Origin of the sequence: Streptomyces sp. NBC_00286 (assembly GCF_036173125.1) — a bacterium.
GTDB lineage: Bacteria > Actinomycetota > Actinomycetes > Streptomycetales > Streptomycetaceae > Streptomyces.
Genome location: NZ_CP108054.1, coordinates 4,254,874 through 4,277,393, shown reverse-complemented (window position 1 = coordinate 4,277,393; position 22,520 = coordinate 4,254,874). Strand labels below are relative to the sequence as shown.

The window sequence follows — 22,520 nt, the reverse complement described above, 5'->3', positions numbered from 1 at the left end:
CTTCGGCTGAAGGACCCGCGAAATGCGATCTTCCAGGCACGTCAGCACCGCGAATCACTCCCCCCATCCCCTCGTTCCCGTGGGCTTTTCCCGGAGACTGACCGTCGTCCTGGCCTGTGCCGAGGATGACTGGCCGCATGACGACTGGCCGGCCCCGGACGATCCGTACGTGGGCCGAGTGGTGCACGCGCCCGAGCCCCATCAAGCGCTGCGCGAGCACGCCGACGCCGTGGACGTCGTGGTGCTGCCCTGCGAGAACCCGGTGGACGCCTTCCCGCGGCTGCTCAGCCTTATGGGTGACATGAACGCATCAGTGATCGTGATCAGCCCCGACCGTGACCCCGAGACGATCGTCGACGTCTTCCGCGGCGGAGCCGGCTACCTGGTCGAAGGCGACTACTGCACCTGCATGCTCTCCGCGGCGGTCGTAGGAGCCACGACCGGCCACACCTATCTCTCGCCGGCGGCGTGCGCGGCCCTCAGGGAGTGCGCGCAACGGATGGCGCCCCCGCGCGACGACGCCCGGCAACGACTGAGGGCCCTGCTCTCGCCCCGCGAGCTCCAGATCATGGAGTTACTGTCCACGGGCTTGGGCGCGCAGGAGATCGGCGTGCGGCTGAGGCTGACCGAGAAGACCGTCCGCAACAACCTCAGCAACATCTACGCCAAGCTCGACGCCCGGGGGAGTACGGACGCGGTCCTGCGCTGGCTGGGCGTCAGGCAGGGCATCAGGCAGGGCGACAGCCTGGGGTCCCCGAGCTGACGTTGCCGTGACGGCCACGGAAGAAGCCCCCGCGTGCGCGCGGGGGCCGGTTGTGCTCCGTGTGTCGCCGTCGGCTGTCGCCGTCCGCCGACGAGCTACGGCGCCGGGATCTCCGACAGCGGGACCTCGACGTCCGTGATGTTCGCGCCGCCCTTGCCGAATCCGGGCTGCTCCGACTCGGCGCGGATCTCGGCGATCTCGGCGCTCTGCGGGCTGCTGCTGTCCTGGAATTCCTCGGCCTCCGGCGTACCGCACTTCACGTTGCGTATCCAGAGACGGCCGTCAGGAGTGCCGTTCTTCAGGAGCTGCGGATAGAAGACGTGCACGCTCGTGCCGCCCTCACTGGGGGAGAAGAACACCTTCTGGCCGTTCTGCTCCTCCTTGTACGTGGCCCTGAGGTATCCGCTCACGTCGGTGCGCTTCTCGGACCACATGAAGAAGCCGATGTGGTCGGGCATCACCGTGCCCGGCAGGGTGAAGTCGAAGCCGGTCCCCTTGTCGTCACGCGTGAGGTTGAACTCCGTCGTGTTGAACTTGGCGCCGATCTCGAAGAACGAGTTCCCCAGCTTCGAGTCGGCGGCGGCGACGAAGCCGTCTTCGAGCGTGATGAACCTCGTCACGGACGTGGCCACGCCGAAGGACTTCTCACGTTCGGTGGTGAACCCGCAGTTGTTGGACGGGGTGGAAACGCGCTTGTTGGGCCCCAGGTTGTTCCTCTTGACCTGGACGTCGACGAATTCGCAGTTCTCCAGGGTGGCGGCGTCCTCCGCGCAGTCCCTGGACACTTCGGAGGGGGTGGCGGCACCCGCCGAGTACATCAGCGGAACGGCCACGCCGGCGGCCACCACTGGAGCCAGCATGAAGGTGATGCGCTTCTTCCTGCTCCGGTGATTTCCCTTGCGACTGCTGCGTGTCATGGTGCGTCTCCTTGAGGGGGGAAGTGCGGGGGGTTGGGCTGCGGGCGTCCGTCAGCAATCGGTAAAGACGGGGTCGGGAGTCCCGTCCGCGATTCCGGGAGCGCCGGCCGCTCCCGGCAGAATGACGGGTCCCTCGACGACTTCCGACGCCGTGTAGTTCTGCTCGGGGACGGCATTGGTGGTGGTGGTCGCCTCACGGGCGTTGATCTTCACGCGCCATTCGCCCGTCATGCGCTGCATCTTCGGCGTGAACTCCATGTGGAGGACTTTGCCGACCGGAACAGGTATTTTTTCGCTGTCGCTGGCGGTGACCGTATCGACGGTGATGTCGGTCGTTCCCTTGTGCTTGAGCCAGGACCCGCTCAGGGCGCCGAAGAGCCCTCCACCGGCACCTTGCTGTGTCGCGGTGTACTTGCCCTCACCCTGGCCCACGGTCGCTGTCCATTTGAACTCGGCCTCCGTCGGCTTGGTGGAGTTGGGCTCGCAGTTCGGGAAGTCGATCGAGACCTTCTCCGTGGGGCCGTCGAAGAACTCCAGCTCCTTCGCCTCGACGAAGTCGCAGGTGTCGGACTCGAAAGTGGGGCCGGCGATCCCATGGCCACCAAAGTCTTCGAGGGACTGCTTCTCGCCGTTGAGGACCTTGGTCCTCTCGCACAGCCTGATGATCTGTTCCGGCGTCTTCTCCTCGGCGGCGTTGGCCGACGGCAGGAGAACGGTGGCAACGGCGGCACCTGTCGTGATCGCCGCGCCGATCGCCACGTACCGGATCTTCTTGTTCTTGAATCGCCTCTTGGCCACGGCCTGGCCTCTCCTTGAGGGGGGATTTGTTGGGAGTTCCTTTGCCTTCCCGTTGAGAAATATTGGCGATCGCTTCGTGGCCCCGACAGAGTCAAATGTCCCTACCGGCCGGTTACTTGGCGTGTCCATTGCCACACGCCTCGAACGCCATCACCCCTTGCCCCAATGAGCGCCGTGCTGTCCCCACCGAAGCCGCCAACCCTTGCCTGACGCCTCGTCAGCTAAGACCATGGGGGCTGTCGCCACGCGTGTGACGAGGCATCAGGAACACAGTCAACGCGCGTCCTCCACCGCTGAAGGAGAAACCCATGGGCAAGCTCGACGGACGCGTCGTCCTCATCACCGGTGCCGCGCGCGGCCAGGGTGAGCAGGAGGCGCGGCTCTTCGTCGCGGAGGGCGCCGAGGTCGTCATCGGGGACGTACTGGACGATCAAGGGGAGGCGCTGGCCAAGGAGTTGGGCGCGCGGTACGTGCACCTCGACGTGAGCCAGGAGGCCGACTGGCAGTCGGCGGTGGCCGTGGCCAAGGAGGCGCACGGGCGGATCGACGGGCTGGTGAACAACGCCGGGATCCTGCGCTTCAACGAGCTGGTCAGCACCCCGCTCGAGGAGTTCCAGCAGATCGTGCAGGTCAACCAGGTCGGGGTCTTCCTCGGCATCAAGACCGTCGCGCCCGAGATCGAGGCGGCGGGCGGCGGCACGATCGTGAACACCGCCTCGTACGCGGGGATGACGGGCATGGCCTGGATCGGCGCGTACGCGGCGACCAAGCACGCGATCGTCGGGCTGACGCGGGTGGCCGCGCTGGAGCTGGCCGGGAAGGGTATCCGCGTCAACGCCGTCTGTCCGGGCGCGATCGACACCGCCATGAGCAACCCGGCCCAGCTCAACCCGGACGAGGACGCCGAGAAGGCCGCGGCCGGCATCGACCGGCTGTACCGCAAGCGGGTGCCGCTCGGGCGGATCGGGCAGCCGGAGGAGGTGGCGCGGCTGGTCCTCTTCCTCTCCGGCGACGACTCCTCGTACATCACGGGGCAGCCCTTCGTGATCGACGGGGGCTGGCTGGCCGGGGTCAGCGTGCTCTGACGTCCTGACGTCTCGTGAGCTATTGACCCTTCGCGGGTGCGGTGCGACAGTCTGCGCAGCAGAACTGACGCTCCGTCAGATCCGCTTCAAGCCGATGTTGGGGACGGTGAACCTCCTTGGAATTCGGGCTCTTTGTACAGGGATACGTGGGCAAGCGGGCCGAGACCGATCCGCTCGCCGAGCACAAGGCGCTGATGGAGGAGACCGAGTACGTCATCCAGGCGGACAAGTCCGGCTTCAAGTACGCCTGGGCGTCCGAGCACCACTTCCTGGAGGAGTACTCGCACCTCTCGGCGAACGAGGTCTTCCTCGGGTATCTGGCGCACGCCACCGAGCGGATCCATCTGGGTTCGGGGATCTTCAACCCCCTCGCCCAGGTCAACCACCCCGTGAAGGTCGCCGAGAAGGTCGCGATGCTCGACCATCTCTCCGAGGGCCGCTTCGAGTTCGGCAGCGGGCGGGGCGCGGGTTCGCACGAGATCCTCGGCTTCATCCCCGGCGTCACCGACATGAACTACACCAAGGAGATCTGGGAAGAGACCATCGCCGAGTTCCCGAAGATGTGGCTCCAGGAGGAGTACGTCGGGTTCCAGGGCAAGCACTGGTCGCTGCCGCCGCGCAAGGTCCTCCCCAAGCCGTACGGGAAGGCGCACCCCGCCATGTGGTACGCGGCCGGGTCCCCGCCCTCGTACGCCATGGCCGCCCGTAAGGGGCTGGGCGTGCTCGGCTTCAGCGTGCAGAAGGTCTCCGACATGGAGTGGGTGCTGGAGCAGTACAAGACGGCGGTGGTCGAGGCGGAGCCGGTGGGTGCGTTCGTCAACGACAACGTCATGGTGACGTCCACGGCTGTCTGTGCGCCTACGCATGAGGAGGCGGTGCGGATTGCCGCCGGCGGGAATCTGCACTATCTGCAGTCGCTGGTGTTCCGGTACCACGACACGTTTCCTCGGCCGGAGGGGTTCCCTGTCTGGCCGGAGACGCTTCCTGAGTTCAGCGAGGAGATCATCGAGCATCTCATCGCTGAGGAGTTGTTGATCTGCGGGGATCCGGATGAGGTGCTCACGCAGTGCAAGAGGTGGGAGCAGGCCGGGGCCGATCAGTTGTCGTTCGGGCTGCCGATCGGGATCTCGCGGGAGGACACGTTGCAGACGATTCGGCTTGTCGGGGAGCACGTGATTCCGAAGATCGATACGGATCCGGTGCATCGAACCTTGCGGTTCCGGCAAGCCGCGTGATCGCTCCGCTGGGTTGAGCCGGGGAGCTGCGGTTCGTCCTTTGGGCGCGGGCCGTTTGTGGCTGGTCGCGCAGTTCCCCGCGCCCCTGAAGGGGCGCGGTACCGCACCGAACTTTGACAAGTAGCCCAGAGCGGCTGAGGAGGTATGCGCCATGCTCGACCATCTGATCAAGGGTGCGACCGTCGTGGATGGGACGGGAAAGCCCGCGTACACCGCCGACGTGGGCATACGTGACGGTCGTATCGCCGTCATCGGTAAAGCGGTCAGCGAGGAGGCCCGGACGTCCGAGGACGCCGCCGGGCTCGTTCTCGCCCCCGGCTTTGTCGATCCCCACACCCACTACGACGCTCAGCTCTTCTGGGATCCGTACGCGACTCCCTCCCTCAACCACGGGGTGACTACCGTCGCCGGCGGGAACTGTGGCTTCACGCTCGCGCCCCTGAACCCCTCTCGGCCCGACGACGCCGACTACACGCGGCGGATGATGTCCAAGGTGGAGGGGATGTCACTCGTGGCGCTTGAGGAGGGGGCGCCTTGGAGTTGGCATTCGTTTGGGGAGTATCTCGATGCTCTTGAAGGGCGGATTGCCGTCAACGCGGGGTTCATGGTGGGGCATTGTGCGTTGCGGCGGTATGTGATGGGGCCCGATGCTGTGGGTGGGCAGCCTTCCGAGAGTCAAATGGCAGACATGCTGCGGCTGTTCCATGAGTCGATGGACGCGGGAGGCTGGGGGCTGTCGACCACCCAGTCCTCCTCGCACTCCGACGGGGACGGGAAGCCCGTCGCCTCGCGGCATGCGAAACCGGCCGAGCTGCTTGCCCTGTCCCGGGCCGTCGCGGAGCACGAAGGCACGCAGATCGAGGCCATTGTGGCGGGGTGCCTCGATCAGTTCAGTGATGACGAGATCGATCTCTTCGTGGAGATGAGTGCGTCGGCGGGTCGGCCCCTGAACTGGAACGTCCTGACGATCGACGCGTCCGTCCCCGAGCGCGTACCGCGGCAGCTGGCGGCAAGTGAGCGTGCCCGTAAGGCCGGTGGCCGGATCATCGCGCTGACGATGCCGATCCTCACGCCGATGAACATGTCGCTCGGTACCTTCTGCGCGCTCAACCTGATCCCCGGCTGGGGCGAGATCCTCGGCCTGCCGGTGCCCGAGCGGATCGCGAAACTCCGCGACAAGGACGTACGGACCGAGATGCTGCGCCGCGCGGACAGCAAGGAGGCGGGCGTTTTCCGCCGGCTCGCCGACTTCGGGCGCTACGTCATCGGGGATACGTACAGTCCGGAGAACGAGGGGCTGAGCGGCCGTGTCGTACGGGACATCGCGGCCGAGCGCGGCCAGGAACCCTTCGAGTGCATCGTCGAGATCTGCGCCAACGACCAGATGCGTACGGTCCTTTGGCCCATGCCGCCCGACAACGACCCCGCCTCCTGGGCGCTGCGCGCCGAGACCTGGCAGCACGAGGACGTGATGCTGGGCGGGTCCGACGCCGGGGCGCATCTGGACCGGATGTGCGGGGCGCCGTACACGACGCGGTTCATCGGGGACTGTCTGCGCGGGCGGAAGCTCGCGACGCTGGAGCAGGCCGTGCAGATGCTCACCGACGATCCCGCCCAGCTCTTCGGCCTGCGGGAACGCGGGCGGATCGCCGAGGGGTGGCATGCCGACCTCGTCCTGTTCGACCCGGAACGCATCGACGCCGGTACGGCCACGCTGGTGCACGACCTGCCGGGAGACAGCCCGCGGCTGGACTCCAAGGCGATCGGGATCACGGCGGTCTGGGTGAACGGGGTCGAGGCGATTCGCGGGGATGAGGTGACGGGGGCGGTGCCGGGGAAGGTGCTGCGGTCGGGCCGGGACACGCGGACGGTGAGCACCAAGTGACCGAGGCGAGTAGCGAGGTGCGTACCGAGGTGAGTACGGAGTGACGGACGAGCAGCGGCTGTTCATCGGCGGTTCGTGGGTCGAGCCGGACGGCGGGCACTACGAGGTGGTCGACCCGGCGACCGAGGGGGTCGTCGGGCTGGCGCCGGAGGCCTCGCGGGATCAGGTGCTCGCGGCGGCGGCCGCGGCTCGCGAGGCCTTCGGGCCGTGGTCACGTACGTCCCCTTCGGAGCGTGCGGCGATCCTGGACCGGGCGGCGGACATCATCCAGCGCAACCTCGTCCCGTACGCCGAACTCGCCCAGGCGGAGAGCGGTGCCACGACCGGGACGGCGCGTGGGATGCAGGTGGGGGTGGGCGCGGCCCGTTTCCGGCGGTACGCGAAGGGCGCGCTGGAGCCGGTCGAGGAGGCGCTGGTCCCGCAGATCAACGAGGCGGGCCCGTTCGGCAAGGCGGCCGTCATGGGCGCGCTGGCCGTACGCCAGCCGGTGGGCGTCGTCACCTGCATCACCTCGTACAACAACCCCTGGGCGAACCCGGCCGGCAAGATCGCCCCGGCCCTGGCGATGGGCAACACGGTGGTGGTGAAGCCCGCGCCCCAGGACCCGCTGTCGGTCTACCGGATGGCGGAGGCGCTGGAGTCGGCGGGAGTGCCACCGGGTGTGGTGAACGTGGTGAGCGGCTCGCGGGCGGAGGTCGGTGAGGCGGCCGTCGACTCGGGTGACGTGGACATGGTCAGCTTCACCGGTTCGACGGCGGTCGGACAGCGCATCGCCGAGGTGTGCGGGCGCGACATGAAACGCCAGCTCATGGAGCTCGGCGGCAAGGGCGCGGCGATCGTCTTCGACGACGCGGACGTGGCGTCGGCGGTACGGGGGATCGGGACGACCTTCTCCTTCTACAGCGGGCAGATCTGTACGGCACCGACGCGGGTGCTCGCGCAGCGGGCGGTGTACGACCGCGTGGTCGACCAACTCGCCTCGTACGCGGGCTACTTGAAGGTGGGCGATCCGCGCGCCGAGGGCACGGTCGTGGGCCCGGTGATCTCGGCGGCACACCGGGATCGCGTCGAGTCGTACGTCGAGCTGGGTCGCAAGGAGGGTGCGCGGGTGGTCGCGGGCGGCGAGCGCCCTGCGTACGACACGGGCTTCTACGTCGCTCCCACGCTCCTCACGGACTGCACGAACGACATGCGGGTCGCCCGGGAGGAGATCTTCGGCCCGGTGGTCGTGGTCATCCCCTTCGATGACGAGGAGGAGGGTGTCGAGCTGGCCAACGACAGCGACTACGGCCTCATCGACTACGTGTGGTCGGGGGACGTGGCACGCGCATTCCGGGTGGCCCGCCGCTTGCGCGCGGGCGGTGTCGGCGTCAACACGGTCGGGCGGAACATGGAGGCCCCGTTCGGGGGCTTCAAGAAGAGCGGGGTGGGGAGGGACGTGGGTTCGTACGCGCTGCATGCGTACAGCGAGGTGCAGTCGATCGTGTGGCCGGGATGACGCGGACCGCGCCACCCGGCCGCGCTACAGGTCGAAGACGGCGCGGAGTCCGATCTCCACGGCTTCCATGACGCGTTCGTCCACCGGCCCCAGGTCTTCGGTGAAGCGGGGAGCGGACAACGTGCGGAACTCGCCGAGCACGATGGTGCCTGACGAGGGGGCGCTGACCGGAATGTCGACGAGCGTCGCCTCGCGCACCTGCTGCGGATAGATGAGTACGCAGGTCGCGGTTTTGTTCTGTGCGTTGAGGGCGTCGGACGAGATCACCAGGACGTGGGCGGGTCCCCCGGCGAAGGACAGTTGGTAGACGTGTCCGCGGTTCACCGACCCGCCACCCGCGCCCAGCGCTCCAGCGTGGCGTCTTCACTTTCAGCGGGCTCAGCGGCCGTAGTCACTATCCCGGCCTCGGCCCGCACCCGCGCAGACTTCTCCAACTGCTCGGTGAGCATCTGGCGGCGCAGTATCCGGGCGGTGTACGCGGAAGCGTTCCCCTTGGCCTTCACGAAGGCGGCTACGTCATCGGGCAGGCTCATCGTCATGTTGATCGTCATGCGAGCATCATACTCTCCTCATGCGCAAGGCGTGGCCGCCGTAGGAACGCCCGGCCTGACCGGGTCGGCGGGGGCGGCTATTCTTTGCGCCCGGTCGCGGCGACGGTGACCCCGAGGCCCACCATGGTGAGCCCGCCCGCCCCGCCGACCAGGGAAAGCCGCCGCGGTGACCGGGCGAACCAGCCCCGTGCGGTGGCGGCGACCAGTCCCCACACGCTGTCGGACGCCAGAGCGATGACGTTGAAGACCAGGCCGAGCAGCAGCATCTGGGCCACTACGTGTCCTTGGGCGCGGTCGACGAACTGGGGCAGTACGGCGGCGAAGAACACGATGGTCTTGGGGTTGGCGATCCCCACCGCGAACCCCTCCCACAGCGTGCGCCGACCGCCGGCCGTGGTCGCGTCACCGCTGAACGCCGCCTGCAACGAACCCCGTTGCCGCCATGCCTTCACCCCCAGGTACACCAGGTAGGCACCGCCGGCCAGTTTCAGCGCCGTGAAGACCAGCACGGAGCGCTCCACGATCGAACCGATGCCCAGCGCCACGGCCACGACGAGCACGTACGCGCCGAGCGTGTTCCCCACGACGGTGGTCAGCGCGGCGCGACGCCCCTGCGCCAGCGCCCGCCCGATCACGAACAGCACGCTCGGACCGGGCACCACGATCAGCAGGAAGGACATGGCCGCGAAGGCGAGCAGTCGGTCGGTGGACACCATGGGGCCATGCAACACAGGGAGGGACTACCGGTGCATCCCCTTTTCGCAGGGGGGCGGCTGGACGACGCGGCCCTGCACGCCGTCCCGTCCCCGCACCGCTCACATCTCAACGGGCTTGTCCGGGGTCCGCATGGCCTCGGCCATCCGTTCGGCCGCGTCCGCGCGGACGATGCCCAGGTGCACGTACGGCTTGCCGCTGTGGGTCACCATCGGGCGCACGCTGCCCCAGACACTTTCGGGGAGGCCGAACCCGCCAAGAAGGCGTACGGCGACCTCACGGAGGGGGAGCGGGAAGTGGTCCGCGAGGCGCTCACGGTCATCGCACGGGATCCGGCGGCGGGGCGCGAGATCCCCGGCTGGCGCCCGCCCTCCGTGGAGTACACCTATACGACACCTCTCGCCCACGACTCAGCCGAGGCGATCACCGTCGTGTACACGCATACGCCCGGCATGGGAGTGACGGTCGTCTACTACTTTCGTGATCCACAGGTCATGGATCCGTAGGCCCGTGGAACACCAGCCCTTCCCTGCGGTGCCTGCCCCCTGGGCCGGCACCGCAGGGCGTCCTCAGCGGGGCTGGACCGCCTCTCGAACGCGCGCGCCGCGGGGCTAGGCGTCCAGACGTTCCGTGTATGCCTCGGTCGGAGGAGCGGGGGTGGGGCTTGTCATGCCCGCCGACCAGAAGCCGGCGGTGCCGGGGATGGACGTCACGTCGCTGAGGTACGGGGCCGTCGCCGTGCCGGCCGGCCCTCGTGTGACGGTCCAGGCGTCGCCGTCTCGCCGCAGGTAGGTGCTGCGGGTCTGGTCCCGGAAGTTCCAGCCCGATATCCATGCGGCGCGGCCCTCGGCGTCGGCCGCGATTCCGGTCAACGACCCGACGGTGAAGCCCGGTTGAACCCGCGTCCAGGCCGTGCCGTCCCAGTGGGCCAGAACGGGGTTGCCGGGGCGGCCCGGTGGTCCGCCGATGCCGGCTTCGGTGCCCACCGCCCATACGTCGTCCGGAGCGGCCGGATGCAGATCGCCGATGCTCAGGCGGAGGCCTGTGATCGGCGGCAGGACCGTCCACTCTCCGTTCCAGCGGGCCACGAGTCCGGACCATCCGTCACCGGTTGCCCGTGCCTGGTCGCCGCTCACCCAGATCTCGTCCGGCGAGCGCACAACGACCCGGTACAGGTTCGCGCTCGCGGCAGGCAGCGGGTCCAGCCACTGCCATTTCCGCCCGTCCCCCTGCAGCAGGCCGGCGCTGCCGCCGCGGCTGCCGCTGACCCACACCCGCCGGTCGGGGCCGACCGCCACCGCGTCCATCCGGACGTCCGGCTCGCCGAGGCCCGGGAACGCGGCCTCGCGCCACGCGGTTCCGTCCCAGCTCAGCAACGGGCTCATGCCCTCGTCGGCAGGCATGCCCACACTCCACGCCGCGGTGGCACTGACAACGGCGACGTCGCTCAACCGCGTATACGTCGGATACGACAGGTCGGTCTTCGACCAGGCGCTGCCGTCCCAGACCATGGCCAGCCCCCGTCCCTGCGACGGCCCGGCACGGCCCTCCTCGCCCACGGCCCAGGCCAGTTCGGGTCCGGCAGCGGCGATACGGCGTAACTGCGCGGCCGGGGTACTGCCGGGCGCCGGCACGGCCTGCCAGTCTTGGGCACGGGCCGCCCGCCCGTTGGCCCGGACCGAGCCCGCACCGAGCGCGATCCCCGAAACGGTGCCGATCGTTCCTGCCACAAATCGTCTTCGTCTCACTGCTGGGTCCCTCCATGCGGGTAGGAAAGACCACCGTGAAACAGACAAGTCCAGAGGTCTATACGCGCACGTGACAAAAACCGGCCCAACTGCCCGAGGTGGACGGGGAGTTCACGCGCCGCAGGCACTGCAGCCGGGCAGAGGAGGGCGTCTGCCCTACCCTCGCGCGCGAAAATGTGACACTTCGACTGCCGAGTGTCACATTTTCGCGAAACAGCCTCTGGGGGGGGGAGCCCCCTCTGAACGCGCCTCAGTCGTCCAGATCCACCCGCACCGTCAGCAGATCTGTCCCCACCAGCCGTACCGCCGTGCTGTTCGCGCGGGGCAGCTTGCGCAGGCGGGCGATCGGGTCGTCCTCGGGGAGCAAGTGGGCCGTCCCGGTGTGCCAGCGGCCCTTGATGCGGACGCGGACTCTTGGGTTCGCCTGGATGTTGCGTACGTACTGGGACTTCTCGCCGTACTCGGAGACGATCCAGAACTCGTTCCCGACGCGGCTTCCGCCGAGTGGGGTTCGGCGCGGCCGGCCCGACTTTCGGCCTGTGGTCTCTAGGAGTGTCTGGAAGGGCAGTCGTCTGGACAGCGGGTTGGCTACGCGCCGCTGGAACGTCGTGACGGCACGGAACTTGAGGTCATGGAAGCGGGACATGAGGCCCTGGTCCTTCTCGTCGGTGACTCGAGAAGTCTCTCAGGCGGGCCGTCCCTACCGCCCCAAGAAGATCGGGTTCGTGAACGCCGCCAGTGCCCCGGGCAGCGGTGCCACTGCCGCCTCGTGCCGGAGCTCCGCCCGTACGTACGCCGCGTACTGAGCCGTCGTACGCCACTCCACCGTGCCGGAGCCCGAGACCGGGAGGACGGGGCTGGTGTGCAGGACGCCCTGGTCCGTGACGAAGCGGGCCGTGCAGCGGGGGGCGCCGGTGACTTCCAGGCGGACGGTGACCGGGTCGTCGCGGTCGACCTTCAAGCGGCCGCCGATACCCGCGTGTTCGCCCTTGGGCCCCGAGGCGGTGAAGGACAACGACACCGACTTGGACTCGGCGACGTAGGAGCGGCCTGCCTTCAGGCCCTCCTGGATGGCATCGCGGGTCAGGTCGTCGGCGAGGACGACCGTCTGCGGAGTGCCTACGGGGTCCGGCGGGCGGTGGGCGTCGCTGTTGCCCATCGCCGGGATCCAGTCGCGGCCGTCGCGGACCGACGCGACGAGCATCCCGTCCCAGTCGGCCAGGGAGACCTCGTCGTCGGGGCCGTACGGGCCGTTCCACACCTCGACCACGTCCGCCTCGCCGAAGCCGAACTTCCAGTTGCAGCCGATGCAGGTGGCGTGCGGGTGGGCGGGGACGACCAGGCCTCCGGAACGGCGGATCTCGCGGGCGTACTTGCCGAAACGGTTGTCGCGGGCGCGGTAGCGCCAGTCGATGAACGTCCCCGGGTCCGTGCCGAGTGCGACGACGTGGCCGTTCCTCGTCGTCACCTCCTCGCCCAGCAGGACGAGCAGGTCGTCGCCCGCCGCGTCGGCCCAATGGGCGTGCGCGGCATGGGTGTTGTGCTCGGAGGTGTTGATGAAGTCCAGGCCGGCCTCGCGGGCGAGGGTCGCGATCTCGGCGGGGGTGCGGCGGCCGTCGGAATACCAGGAGTGCAGGTGACAGTCGCCGCGGTACCAGGCGCGGCCGCGGCCCTTGGCGCGTGTGGGCGGGTACTTCGGCTTCACGGCGGCGCCGGGTTCGCCGTAGGTGAGCGTGATGGTGATCTCGTACGGGAGTCCCTGCGGGGCCACGGTGTAGGGGCCGAGCGCGATGTACCAGGTTCCCTCGCGGACCGGGCCCGGGATATAGCCGGGCGTGGCGTCGTCGGCGCGGATGAAGAACTCCGTGCGCGCGCCGCCCGACCAGCCGCGGAAGCCCTTGCCGCCCAATTCCGTGCCGCGCTGGTCGAAGATGCCGATGTCGAGCGCGTTGCCCGCGGTGCCGGCGGGGACGGACGGCTTCTCGTAGGTGTACGCGACCTTGATCTCCCGTACGCCGTCCGGGACTTCGACCGGCAGATACACGAAGTCGGGGGAGCCGGTGGGCAGTGTGCCGCGCACCGTTCTCGTCTCGTGGTCCGCTGCGGCGTCGGCGGCCTCGCTCGGGAAACTCACGCTTCCCAACGTAAGCGCGGCGGCGGCTCCCGTCACGAACAGGGCGCGTCTGCCGATTCCGTGGTCGTCCTCGCACATGCTGCTGCTCCCAGGGTGTGGGGTCTGGCAGGGGATGGCACGTACCAGTTTCGTATTGAGCCGTGAACTCCCGTGCAAGGGAAGGGAATCGGCAGCTTTCATCGGTGCTTCCAGGGAGCGCCCTGCCATGACTTCCGACGCCTTCCGAGGCGTTTGACGAGGCACGCGCCGAAGGACGTCCGACCGGTCGGTATGGACTCTGGCCGTCAGTCAGGCTAGGAAGGCCTCATGCGGATCTCCACGACGATCTTCCTCACCGACGAGACCATCAGCCCGACCCGGCTCGCCCGCGAGCTGGAGCAGCGCGCTTTCGCCGGGCTCTACCTCCCCGAGCACACGCACATCCCGGTCGAGCGGACGACGCCGTACCCGGCGGGCGGCGAGCTGCCTCCCGAGTACGGCCGCACCCTCGACCCCTTCGTCGCGCTCGGCCAGGCGGCGGCGGTCACCACGGGGCTCGGTCTCGGTACCGGCATCACCCTCGTCGCCCAGCACGACCCCATCGATCTCGCCAAGCAGGTCGCGACGCTCGACCACCTCTCCGGCGGCCGCTTCACGCTCGGCATCGGCTTCGGCTGGAACGTGGAGGAAGCCGCCGACCACGGCGTCGACTGGCGTACGCGGCGGGAGCTGGGCCGGGACCGGATGGCGCTGATGCGGGCGCTGTGGGCGGCCGAACCCACCGCGTACGAGGGCGACTTCGGGTCCGTACGGGCAAGCTACGCCTATCCCAAACCCGTACAGAAGCCGCGTGGTCCGGTCGTCGGGCCGCGCACGCTGGTCGGGGGAGCGGCCGGGCCGAAGCTCTTCTCCCACATCAGTGAGTACGCGGACGGCTGGCTGCCGATCGGTGGCCGGGGGCTGACCGAGTCGATGCCGGTCCTGCGGTCCGCCTGGACCGAGTCGGGCCGCGACCCGGAGGCGCTCCAGGTCGTGCCGTACGCCGTGCTGCCCACCCCCGGCAAGCTCGCGCACTACGCGGACCTCGGCATCGAGGAGGTCGTGCTGCAACTGCCGCCTGCCGGGGAGGCGGAGGTACTGCGCGTGCTGGACGACTACGCGAAATACGTGTAGCGCGCCGTGGGGCCGGGCCGCGTTACTTGTGACACGGCCCTCAGAGTGCCTGATCAATGCGACCGTATGCTCGAAGGATGACGACTTCCGCGAGTTCCGGAACCGGGCCCACCGCGAACGCCATGCGGAGGGCCCTCAAACGTGCCCGTGACGGCGTCGCGCTCGATGTCACCGAGGCGGCCGTGCTGCTTCAGGCGCGCGGTGAGGACCTGGACGACCTGGTGGTGTCCGCCGGGCGGGTGCGGGACGCGGGCCTGGAGGCCGCGGGCCGGGCCGGCGTCATCACGTACTCGAAGAGCGTGTTCATTCCGCTGACCAGGTTGTGCCGGGACAAGTGCCACTACTGCACCTTCGTCACCGTTCCCGGCAAGCTGCGCCGGGCCGGGCACGGGATGTTCATGTCGCCGGACGAGGTGCTCGACATCGCGCGGCGCGGGGCCGAACTCGGTTGCAAGGAAGCCCTGATCACCCTCGGCGACAAGCCCGAGGAGCGGTGGCCCGAGGCGCGCGAGTGGCTGGACGCGCACGGTTACGACGACACCATCGCGTACGTACGGGCCATCTCGATCCGCATCCTGGAGGAGACGGGGCTGCTGCCGCACCTCAACCCCGGCGTCATGTCGTGGACCGACTTCCAGCGGCTCAAGCCCGTCGCGCCCAGCATGGGAATGATGCTGGAGACCACCGCCACCCGGCTGTGGTCCGAGCCGGGCGGCCCGCACTACGGCTCGCCCGACAAGGAACCGGCCGTGCGGCTGCGGGTGCTGGAGGACGCGGGGCGGTCGTCCGTGCCGTTCACCAGCGGGCTGCTGATCGGGATCGGGGAGACGTACGAGGAACGCGCCGAGTCGCTGTTCGCGCTGCGCAAGATCTCGCGGGCGTACCACGGCATCCAGGAGCTGATCATCCAGAACTTCCGCGCCAAGCCGGACACGGCGATGCGCGGGATGCCGGACGCGGAGCTGGACGATCTCGTCGCCACGGTGGCCGTCGCGCGGCACATCATGGGCCCGTCCGCCTGCCTCCAGGCGCCGCCCAATCTCGTGGACTTCGAGTACGGGCGGCTCATCGGCGCCGGTATCGACGACTGGGGTGGCGTCTCGCCGCTCACCATCGACCACGTCAATCCCGAGCGGCCCTGGCCGCAGATCGACCAACTCGCCGAGCAGTCCGGTCAGGCGGGCTTCGAGTTGCGTGAACGGCTGTGTGTGTACCCGGAGTTCGTACAGCGCGGCGAGCCCTGGCTGGACCCGCGGCTGCTGCCGCACGTACGGGCCCTGGCCGACCCGGAGACCGGCCTGGCGAACCCCGACGCCGTCGTCGAGGGCCACCCGTGGCAGGAGCCGGACGAGGCGTTCACTTCCTCCGGCCGCACCGACCTGCATCGCACCATCGACACCGAGGGGCGTACGGGCGACCGCCGGAACGACTTCGACGAGGTGTACGGCGACTGGGAGGCGCTGCGGGAGGCCGCGGCGCCCGGGATGGTGCCCTCGCGGATCGACACGGACGTACGGGCGGCCCTCGCCACGGCGGCCGACGACCCCACCCGGCTCACCGACGACGAGGCGCTGGCCCTGCTGCACGCCGACGGCCCTGCCCTGGACGCCTTGTGCCGTATCGCGGACGACGTCCGCAAGTCGGCGGTCGGCGACGACGTCACGTACATCGTGACGAGGAACATCAACTTCACCAACGTCTGCTACACCGGCTGCCGTTTCTGCGCCTTCGCCCAGCGCCGCACGGACGCCGACGCGTACACGCTGTCGATGAAGCAGGTGGCGGACCGCGCCCAACAGGCTTGGGATGTCGGGGCGGTTGAGGTTTGCATGCAGGGCGGGATCCACCCCGACCTGCCCGGCACCGCGTATTTCGACATCGCGCGGGCCGTGAAGGAACGCGTCCCCGGCATGCACGTCCACGCCTTCTCGCCGATGGAGGTGGTGAACGGCGCGACCCGTACCGGGATGTCGATTCGCGAATGGCTGACCGCCGCCAAGGAGGCCGGCCTCGGCTCCATCCCCGGCACGGCCGCCGAGATCCTCGACGACGAGGTCCGCTGGATCCTCACCAAGGGCAAGCTGCCCACGGCGACCTGGATCGAGGTCGTGACGACCGCGCACGAGCTGGGCATCCGTTCCTCGTCCACGATGATGTACGGGCATGTGGACCAGCCCCGGCACTGGCTCGGCCACTTCCGGACGCTGGCGCGGATCCAGCAACAGACGGGCGGTTTCACGGAGTTCGTGACGCTGCCGTTCATCCACACCAATGCGCCCGTGTACTTGGCGGGCATCGCGCGCCCCGGCCCGACGACTCGCGACAACCGTGCGGTGGTGGCGATGGCGAGGCTGCTGCTGCACCCCTACATCCCCAACATCCAGACGAGTTGGGTGAAGCTGGGGACGGAGGGCGCGGCCGAGATGCTGCGCTCCGGCGCGAACGACCTCGGCGGCACGCTCATGGAGGAAACCATCTCCCGTATGGCGGGCTCGAGTTACGGCTCGTACAAGTCCGTCAAGGACCTGATCGCGGTGGCGGAGGCGGCGGGCCGTCCGGCGCGTCCGCGCACGACGCTGTACGGGGAGGTCCCGGAGGAACGGCAGCGGGCGGCGTCGGCTTCGGACGGCCATCTGCCGGAGCTGCTGCCGGTGCTGGACTGAGCCAGGCCGCGGACGAGGGGGAGGAGGTACGTGCCGGTGACCACCCGACGAAGGCTGCCCGCGCAACGACGGCTGTCCCCATGGGTCTGGGTCACCACGCTGACCGTGGTCGCCGTCGCGGTGGTCGCGTTCCTGGCCGTACGCGCCGACCAGGCGGCCCAGCCCAAGCCGACCGCCTCCGCGAGCCCTTCGGCCTCGGCAAGCCCGTCCGCGCCGGCGGCGGTACCGAACGACTCGGGCACGGGCCGACGCATCGTCTACTCCCTCAGCCAGCGACGCGTATGGCTGGTCGACTCCGGCAAGGACGCCCGCCGCACGTTCACGGTCTGGCCGGGCTCGGTAAGCCCCCTGCCCGGCACCTACACGGTCACCTTCCGCAACGCCTCAGCGACCGGCTACGACGACGTCCCGATCGAAAACGTCGTCTACTTCTCCACCCGCTCCGGCGTCTCGATCGCCTTCTCCAACGCCAAGGACGGCTCATCACCGTCGCCCGACCCTGGAGTCGAAACGGGCGGAATCCGCACCCGCACGGCAGACGGGGCCGCGATCTGGGATTTCGGTTCGACGGGGACGACGGTTTCGGTGGTCGAGTAGGGGTACGGAAGCGGAGTAGTTGCCGTTATCGCTCGGTGTCTTTGGGATGGCGGGTGGATGCGAAGACCAGGTGCACGGTGCGGCGCGCTTCGTCGACGAGGTAGCGCACGCGCCCTCCCGCTGTCACCTCGTACTCCCACTGGGGGTACTCGCGGCCACCCAGGTTGCCCGTGGCCAGACGACCGCGCAGCCGGTGCTGACGGTCGGGATCCGCTCGGGACAGGGGATCGCTGCGTAGTGCCTCGAAGCAGCGTCGCGTGTTCCCCGGCGCCTCGGCCCCCAGTTCGCCCCGTCCTTTCGCTGCCTCGTTCGTCGCGAATCGCAGACGCCATTCCCCGCCGACGGGCGGTGGGGCGACGTCATCGCCGCGCTTCGGGCTCACGGGGCGGTCACCTCGCCGTGGTCCTCGTCCGGCAGCGGGCGGGTGAGCTGCGAGGTCAGCTCGGGGTCGGCGAGGATGCGTGCCGTTGCGCGCCACTCCACGACGACTCGGTGGAGATTGACGTGCACGTCCAACTGGGCCGCGTCGTACGTGGCGTCGATGAGTCCGGCCACGAACTGCTTCAGCTCGTCCTGCGACAGGTGCCGGACCCACGGGAAGACGGAGGGAAGCGCACGCTGTATGGCCCGCTCACCGGCATCGCTGCGGACGAGAGCGGCGAGAAGGCGGGCCGTGATGTCGGCCGTCTCCTCACGCTGCTGGTCATGGCGTGCCGTGGTGAGGTAGAGATCCTCACCGTCCCGACGCGTGATGTGCACACGCTGGGACCGATCGAGAGTCTCGGCTACGCGCTTCGAATTCTTCGACAGCTCTGAGAAGGCGACCGTGGGAGCGGACATGATCCGACGGTACTTCGGAACGTATTCCGAAGTCAATCGGATGACTCTCGGGGTGCAACGTCACCTGGTACGGCTGACGTCACCACCCCCCGTCGCACGCCCCGCCGCCCCCGGCAGCTGTACCACCAGCAGCACCACCCCGCTCAGTACGAAGACTCGGAGGGCCGCGTCCAGGCCGTTCCAGTCCTCCGACTGCCACATGGAGAACCACTCGCCGCCGATGGCGATGAAGCCGGCGCCGAAGAGGAGCATCGTCATGAGCAGACCTGCCGTGCTCGCGCGGCGGGCCCGGGTCAGGTCCATGCGGCGCAGGCCCGCGCCGTACAGGGCTGTGGCGGTGATGAGGACGAGGGCCGCCAGGGTCTCCCAGGCGATGATGGCCACGTAGGCGATGTCCTGGAGCGTGCGGGACTCGATCGCGCGCCACATCAGGTCGTCGTCCTTGAATGTGGTGTCCATGGCCAGGACATGGCGTACGAACTGCTGGTTCGTGCCGTAGTCGGTGATGTTGCCGAACGCGACCAGCGCCATATAGAGCGCGACCGTGCCGGTGAGCAGGGCCGCCGCGACGGGGAGTGCCCGTCCGCCTCCGGTGTTCGTCATGAAAATCCCCCTGAAGTTCCCATGAATGCCCCAATGAATGCCCTCATGGGCATCCCCGTGAGTTTCCCTCTGTGATGGGTCAAGTCCCTTGAGGAAGAAGGGCGTTGGCCTTCCGCCTATTCCCCGTTTCCGCCGTCTCCTAGCCTGAGTACGCACACCTCGCGCCGCCCCACATCCCCGCCCAGAATTCGCAAACCGTTCCGGCCCTCAACCGACTGTTCCCGTTCGATTACAGTGCTGAGCTGTCAGAGCCGTGCGGGACGGTAGCCGTGCGGGACGGGATCTTCAGGAGGCCTCGGTGGGTGCGACGTCCGGTGCCGTCTGGGGGCGTGCCGAGCAGCAGGACTTCCGCAGCCGGGTGCGGGGCACGTTGCTGGGCGCGGCCCTCGGTGATGCGCTGGGCTCGCCGGTCGGGGCGCTCTCGATGGACGAGATCCGCGCGGAGTACGGCCCGGAGGGCGTCCTCGACCTGCCCTTCGGTCACGGCAGCCGTGGCGCCGTCTCGCATCTGACCCAGCTCACCCTCTTCAGCATCGACGGACTGATCCGGGCCCAGGTCCGCCGGGACACCGGCGCCTGGCATCCGCCGACGGACCTCCACCGCGCGTACCTCAGATGGGCCGCCACGCAGCACGACTGGGGCCCCGACGAGCGCCGCAAGGAGGACGGCTGGCTGGCTCGCGAAGAGTGGCTGTACGCCCGCCGCGACCCCGCCCGCGCCTGCCTGGTCGGCCTCGCCGACGACATGATGGGCACCCTGGACGCCCCCAAGAACCTGGAGGAGATGGGCGCCGAGGCCGCGGCCCGTTCCGCGCCGTTCGGGCTGCTCGTCGGCTGGGAGCCGCAGCTGGTGATGCAGCTCGCCGTCGAGTGCGCGGCCCAGACCCACGGCCATCCCGTCGCCTATCTGTCGGCAGGGGCGTACGCCCTGATCGTGCACGGACTGGCGCGCGGCGAGAGCCTCGACGCCGCCGTACAGCGCTCGCTCCAGTTGCTCGCCGACTGGCCGGGGCAGCAGCCGGTGACCGACGCCCTGCAGTACGCGCTGGGTGCCGTACGGCAGGGCATGCCCACGCCGGCCCGGATCGAGGAGCTGGCCGGGTCCGGTACGGCGGAGGGACTGCTGTCGGTCGCCGTGTACTGCGCGCTGGTCGGCGAGGACACCCGGCACGGGCTGTGCCTCTCCGTGAACCACGGCGGCCCCTCGGGCGCCGCCGGAGCCCTCACCGGCGCCCTCCTCGGCGCCCTGCACGGCGAGACGGCCCTCCCGCCGGCCTGGCTCGCCGAACTGGAGGGCCGCCCCACGATGCTCGTCCTCGCCGACGACTTCGCGATGGAGATGACCCAGGGGCCCGCGCTGCACGGACCGGCCGGGTCGTCGCCGGGGTGGCTGGCGCGGTATCCGCGGGCGTGAGGCCGGCATCAGGTTCCTGGCGCTGATGCGGCGCGCGTATAACCGACACCGGCGTGCGTATGACCGACGCCGACACCCGCGCCCGTGTGACCGACACCGGCGCGCATGTGACCGACACCACAGAGACGCGGCGCGGCGAGCGGACAGGGCTGGTTGTGGAACTTTCCTTACGTGCCCGGATACGGGCCGGTGACCCGGATGCCTTCGCCGAACTGTTCGGCGCGCACGCCCGGGCCGTGTACAGCCATGCCGCCCGGCTGACCGGAGACCTGGGCGCCGCGGAGGACGTGGTGTCCCTGACCTTCCTGGAGGCCTGGCGGCTCCGGGAGCGGCTGAGACCCGACGCGCCGGCCCCTGAACAGGGGCTCCCTGACGGCGAGTTGTCCGAGGGCGACGGGCTGCGGCCCTGGCTCTACGGCATCGCCACCAACGTCCTGCGCAACACCCGCCGCGCCGCCCGCCGGCACAGCGCCGCGCTCGCCCGGCTCCCGGACCGCCCGGCGGAACACGACACCGTGCCCGACTTCGCCGACGAACTCCTCGGCCGCATGGCGGACACCGAACGGCTCGCCGCCGCCCGCGCCGCACTCGGCCGGCTCCGCCGACCCGAGCGCGAAGTGTTCGCCCTGTGCGTCTGGTCGGGGCTGAGCTACGCGGCTGCGGGCGAGGCCCTCGGCGTCCCGGCCAGCACCGTGCGGTCCCGCCTCGCCCGGGCCAGGCAGCGCCTGCGGCGCCTCGCGGAGGAGGAACTGACCCGGGGCGCGCCCGCCCGCCGGCCACCGGAAAAACCGAGACCCTGCCCCCGCACCGGACAGGTACCGGGTGGCCGCCCCGAAGCGGCCCGGTCGACACAGGAGAAGCCCCGATGAATCCCGAAGAGCGCGCAGAGCGCGAGGAACTGGCCAGGCTGCTGCCCAGCCCGGGCGACCCGGTCCTGACGAGCGACCGCCATGACCTGCTGAAGGACCATCTGATGCGAGAGCTCACCCAGGACGCCCCGGAAACCGGGGCCACTCCGAAATCCCAGGGCGCCCAGGACACCGCGGCGACCCGCGCGCCCCGGAAGCCCGCCGCCCGTCCCCGCCGCCGGTTCGCCATGATCGCCATACCCCTCGCCACCGCGACCGCCGTCGCCACCACGGTCGTCATCGCCACCAGCGCATCCGAGACCCCCAGCACCGACCAGGAGGCCGTCGACCTCCTGAACCGCATCGCCGCGGTCGCCGCGACCAAGGAGACGGAGCCCGTCCGCGACGACCAGTACGTCTACATCCGTACGCAGGGCGCCATGGACACCCGGCTCTTGGAGGAGGACATCCGGATCCACCGCAAATACCGCGACTCGCGTTGGACCGCCGTCGACGGCAAACGCCAGGGACTCAGCCGGATGACGGTGCTGAATGGCCCGCCGCCCAAGCCGCGGGACCCGTTGAACGCGTTCGCCAGGGGCACGAGGGACATGACACTGTCCCCCGACCCGAACGTCACCACGTACCGCGAGCTGGAGGCGCTGCCCACCGACCCCGACGTGCTGATCGAGAAGATCTACGCCGACACGAAGGGGCAGGGCCCGACCCACTACGCCGCGGCACTGGAGGCGATCGGCGGCATGCTCGACGAGGCGACGCTCCTGCCCGAGGTGGGCGCCGCGCTCTACCGTGCCGCGGCGAAGATCCCGGGCGTCTCGGTGGTCGAGAACACGAAGGACTTCGCGGGGCGCCCCGGCATCGGCCTGAGCTTCAAGGACCGCGACGACCGCGGTGTGTGGGTCTTCGACAAGGAGTCCCTCAACTACCTGGGCTCGGACAAGGAAGCCCTGCTCGGCGTCGGCGTCGTCGACAAGATAGGTCAGAAGCCCGGCAACTGACGTTCGGTCAGCACGGAGGGTGGCCGCTCATCGAGGAGCGGCCACCCTCACAGCCC

23 protein-coding genes are annotated in these 22,520 nt (G+C 69.4%); 12 read left to right on the top strand and 11 right to left on the bottom strand.

From position 1 onward, the window contains the following. The first annotated feature begins 79 nt into the window (after positions 1 to 79). Positions 80 to 763: a response regulator transcription factor gene (locus OHT21_RS19300; protein ID WP_328769589.1), complete on the top strand. Its 684-nt coding sequence runs from the start codon at positions 80 to 82 to the stop codon at positions 761 to 763. 95 nt (positions 764 to 858) lie between these two features. On the opposite strand, the gene OHT21_RS19295 is transcribed toward OHT21_RS19300, so the two are convergent. Together OHT21_RS19295 and OHT21_RS19290 are read right to left on the bottom strand one after the other, a co-directional pair. Then, on the bottom strand, positions 859 to 1,680 hold the full coding sequence (locus OHT21_RS19295) for a hypothetical protein (protein ID WP_328769588.1): 822 nt from the start codon (positions 1,678 to 1,680) through the stop codon (positions 859 to 861). Positions 1,681 to 1,731: 51 nt separating this feature from the next. Then, the gene (locus OHT21_RS19290; RefSeq protein WP_328769587.1) at positions 1,732 to 2,478 is read right to left on the bottom strand and encodes a hypothetical protein; all 747 of its coding nucleotides are present in this window, start codon (positions 2,476 to 2,478) and stop codon (positions 1,732 to 1,734) included. A gap of 308 nt (positions 2,479 to 2,786) precedes the next feature. Between OHT21_RS19290 and OHT21_RS19285 the strand changes: the two genes are divergently transcribed. From OHT21_RS19285 to OHT21_RS19270, 4 genes are all read left to right on the top strand, one after another. Continuing rightward, positions 2,787 to 3,563 carry an SDR family NAD(P)-dependent oxidoreductase gene (locus OHT21_RS19285; protein ID WP_328769586.1) on the top strand — a complete coding sequence of 259 codons (777 nt, stop codon included), beginning with the start codon at positions 2,787 to 2,789 and terminating at the stop codon, positions 3,561 to 3,563. A 116-nt stretch (positions 3,564 to 3,679) separates the two neighbouring features. Beyond that, complete coding sequence (locus tag OHT21_RS19280; protein WP_328769585.1) at positions 3,680 to 4,798, top strand: LLM class flavin-dependent oxidoreductase; 1,119 nt, start codon at positions 3,680 to 3,682, stop codon at positions 4,796 to 4,798. A 151-nt stretch (positions 4,799 to 4,949) separates the two neighbouring features. Beyond that, positions 4,950 to 6,683 (top strand): N-acyl-D-amino-acid deacylase family protein, encoded by a 1,734-nt coding sequence (locus OHT21_RS19275; protein ID WP_328769584.1) that lies wholly within the window; start codon positions 4,950 to 4,952, stop codon positions 6,681 to 6,683. Positions 6,684 to 6,723: 40 nt separating this feature from the next. After that, positions 6,724 to 8,181 carry an aldehyde dehydrogenase family protein gene (locus OHT21_RS19270; RefSeq protein WP_328769583.1) on the top strand — a complete coding sequence of 486 codons (1,458 nt, stop codon included), beginning with the start codon at positions 6,724 to 6,726 and terminating at the stop codon, positions 8,179 to 8,181. Positions 8,182 to 8,205: 24 nt separating this feature from the next. Here the strand turns inward: OHT21_RS19270 and OHT21_RS19265 are convergent, their stop codons facing one another. The 3 genes from OHT21_RS19265 to OHT21_RS19255 all read right to left on the bottom strand — a co-directional run bounded on the left by OHT21_RS19265 (position 8,206) and on the right by OHT21_RS19255 (position 9,448). Beyond that, positions 8,206 to 8,505 carry a type II toxin-antitoxin system PemK/MazF family toxin gene (locus OHT21_RS19265; protein WP_328769582.1) on the bottom strand — a complete coding sequence of 100 codons (300 nt, stop codon included), beginning with the start codon at positions 8,503 to 8,505 and terminating at the stop codon, positions 8,206 to 8,208. Then, on the bottom strand, positions 8,502 to 8,732 hold the full coding sequence (locus OHT21_RS19260) for a hypothetical protein (protein ID WP_328769581.1): 231 nt from the start codon (positions 8,730 to 8,732) through the stop codon (positions 8,502 to 8,504). Before OHT21_RS19260 ends, OHT21_RS19265 begins: the two co-directional genes overlap by 4 nt. A gap of 77 nt (positions 8,733 to 8,809) precedes the next feature. Then, on the bottom strand, positions 8,810 to 9,448 hold the full coding sequence (locus tag OHT21_RS19255) for a LysE family translocator (protein WP_328769580.1): 639 nt from the start codon (positions 9,446 to 9,448) through the stop codon (positions 8,810 to 8,812). Between the two features lie 198 nt (positions 9,449 to 9,646). Between OHT21_RS19255 and OHT21_RS19250 the strand changes: the two genes are divergently transcribed. Then, positions 9,647 to 9,952, top strand: a complete 306-nt coding sequence (locus tag OHT21_RS19250; RefSeq protein WP_328769579.1) for a hypothetical protein — start codon at positions 9,647 to 9,649, stop codon at positions 9,950 to 9,952. Positions 9,953 to 10,057: 105 nt separating this feature from the next. Here OHT21_RS19250 and OHT21_RS19245 read toward each other — a convergent pair whose 3' ends face one another. From OHT21_RS19245 to OHT21_RS19235, 3 genes are all read right to left on the bottom strand, one after another. Then, positions 10,058 to 11,176, bottom strand: a complete 1,119-nt coding sequence (locus tag OHT21_RS19245) for a hypothetical protein (protein ID WP_328769578.1) — start codon at positions 11,174 to 11,176, stop codon at positions 10,058 to 10,060. Positions 11,177 to 11,444: 268 nt separating this feature from the next. Further along, positions 11,445 to 11,840, bottom strand: coding sequence for a nitroreductase family deazaflavin-dependent oxidoreductase (locus OHT21_RS19240; protein ID WP_328769577.1), 396 nt, complete (start codon positions 11,838 to 11,840; stop codon positions 11,445 to 11,447). 54 nt (positions 11,841 to 11,894) lie between these two features. Then, a complete protein-coding gene (locus OHT21_RS19235) occupies positions 11,895 to 13,406 on the bottom strand; it encodes a CehA/McbA family metallohydrolase (RefSeq protein ID WP_328769576.1) in 1,512 nt (503 codons plus the stop codon). 228 nt (positions 13,407 to 13,634) lie between these two features. Here OHT21_RS19235 and OHT21_RS19230 point away from each other — a divergent pair, with 228 nt between their 5' ends. From OHT21_RS19230 to OHT21_RS19220, 3 genes are all read left to right on the top strand, one after another. After that, positions 13,635 to 14,480 (top strand): LLM class F420-dependent oxidoreductase, encoded by an 846-nt coding sequence (locus tag OHT21_RS19230; RefSeq protein WP_328769575.1) that lies wholly within the window; start codon positions 13,635 to 13,637, stop codon positions 14,478 to 14,480. 77 nt (positions 14,481 to 14,557) lie between these two features. Then, a complete protein-coding gene (locus tag OHT21_RS19225) occupies positions 14,558 to 17,143 on the top strand; it encodes a bifunctional FO biosynthesis protein CofGH (protein WP_328769574.1) in 2,586 nt (861 codons plus the stop codon). Positions 17,144 to 17,197: 54 nt separating this feature from the next. Continuing rightward, positions 17,198 to 17,740, top strand: a complete 543-nt coding sequence (locus tag OHT21_RS19220) for a hypothetical protein (RefSeq protein WP_443050645.1) — start codon at positions 17,198 to 17,200, stop codon at positions 17,738 to 17,740. 25 nt (positions 17,741 to 17,765) lie between these two features. Here OHT21_RS19220 and OHT21_RS19215 read toward each other — a convergent pair whose 3' ends face one another. From OHT21_RS19215 to OHT21_RS19205, 3 genes are read right to left on the bottom strand one after another with little or no spacing between them, the layout of a single operon-like run. Next, positions 17,766 to 18,122, bottom strand: coding sequence for a hypothetical protein (locus OHT21_RS19215; RefSeq protein ID WP_328769572.1), 357 nt, complete (start codon positions 18,120 to 18,122; stop codon positions 17,766 to 17,768). Further along, positions 18,119 to 18,580 (bottom strand): prevent-host-death family protein, encoded by a 462-nt coding sequence (locus tag OHT21_RS19210; RefSeq protein WP_328769571.1) that lies wholly within the window; start codon positions 18,578 to 18,580, stop codon positions 18,119 to 18,121. The genes OHT21_RS19215 and OHT21_RS19210 overlap by 4 nt, the downstream gene beginning before the upstream one ends. A gap of 60 nt (positions 18,581 to 18,640) precedes the next feature. After that, a complete protein-coding gene (locus OHT21_RS19205; RefSeq protein WP_328769570.1) occupies positions 18,641 to 19,183 on the bottom strand; it encodes a DUF2165 domain-containing protein in 543 nt (180 codons plus the stop codon). 298 nt (positions 19,184 to 19,481) lie between these two features. Between OHT21_RS19205 and OHT21_RS19200 the strand changes: the two genes are divergently transcribed. From OHT21_RS19200 to OHT21_RS19190, 3 genes are all read left to right on the top strand, one after another. Next, on the top strand, positions 19,482 to 20,597 hold the full coding sequence (locus tag OHT21_RS19200; protein WP_328769569.1) for an ADP-ribosylglycohydrolase family protein: 1,116 nt from the start codon (positions 19,482 to 19,484) through the stop codon (positions 20,595 to 20,597). 155 nt (positions 20,598 to 20,752) lie between these two features. Beyond that, positions 20,753 to 21,466, top strand: coding sequence for an RNA polymerase sigma factor (locus OHT21_RS19195; protein WP_328774147.1), 714 nt, complete (start codon positions 20,753 to 20,755; stop codon positions 21,464 to 21,466). Beyond that, complete coding sequence (locus OHT21_RS19190; RefSeq protein ID WP_328769568.1) at positions 21,463 to 22,464, top strand: CU044_5270 family protein; 1,002 nt, start codon at positions 21,463 to 21,465, stop codon at positions 22,462 to 22,464. The genes OHT21_RS19195 and OHT21_RS19190 overlap by 4 nt, the downstream gene beginning before the upstream one ends. The last annotated feature ends 56 nt before the right edge of the window (positions 22,465 to 22,520 follow it).

Coding starts and splice junctions, on each gene's coding strand:
- OHT21_RS19295 (WP_328769588.1), bottom strand. CDS start 1,680: ATGACACGCAGCAGTCGCAAGGGAAATCACCGGAGCAGGAAGAAGCGC.
- OHT21_RS19275 (WP_328769584.1), top strand. CDS start 4,950: ATGCTCGACCATCTGATCAAGGGTGCGACCGTCGTGGATGGGACGGGA.
- OHT21_RS19210 (WP_328769571.1), bottom strand. CDS start 18,580: ATGTCCGCTCCCACGGTCGCCTTCTCAGAGCTGTCGAAGAATTCGAAG.
- OHT21_RS19230 (WP_328769575.1), top strand. CDS start 13,635: ATGCGGATCTCCACGACGATCTTCCTCACCGACGAGACCATCAGCCCG.
- OHT21_RS19260 (WP_328769581.1), bottom strand. CDS start 8,732: ATGACGATCAACATGACGATGAGCCTGCCCGATGACGTAGCCGCCTTC.
- OHT21_RS19240 (WP_328769577.1), bottom strand. CDS start 11,840: ATGTCCCGCTTCCATGACCTCAAGTTCCGTGCCGTCACGACGTTCCAG.
- OHT21_RS19235 (WP_328769576.1), bottom strand. CDS start 13,406: ATGTGCGAGGACGACCACGGAATCGGCAGACGCGCCCTGTTCGTGACG.
- OHT21_RS19255 (WP_328769580.1), bottom strand. CDS start 9,448: ATGGTGTCCACCGACCGACTGCTCGCCTTCGCGGCCATGTCCTTCCTG.
- OHT21_RS19205 (WP_328769570.1), bottom strand. CDS start 19,183: ATGACGAACACCGGAGGCGGACGGGCACTCCCCGTCGCGGCGGCCCTG.
- OHT21_RS19225 (WP_328769574.1), top strand. CDS start 14,558: ATGACGACTTCCGCGAGTTCCGGAACCGGGCCCACCGCGAACGCCATG.
- OHT21_RS19190 (WP_328769568.1), top strand. CDS start 21,463: ATGAATCCCGAAGAGCGCGCAGAGCGCGAGGAACTGGCCAGGCTGCTG.
- OHT21_RS19285 (WP_328769586.1), top strand. CDS start 2,787: ATGGGCAAGCTCGACGGACGCGTCGTCCTCATCACCGGTGCCGCGCGC.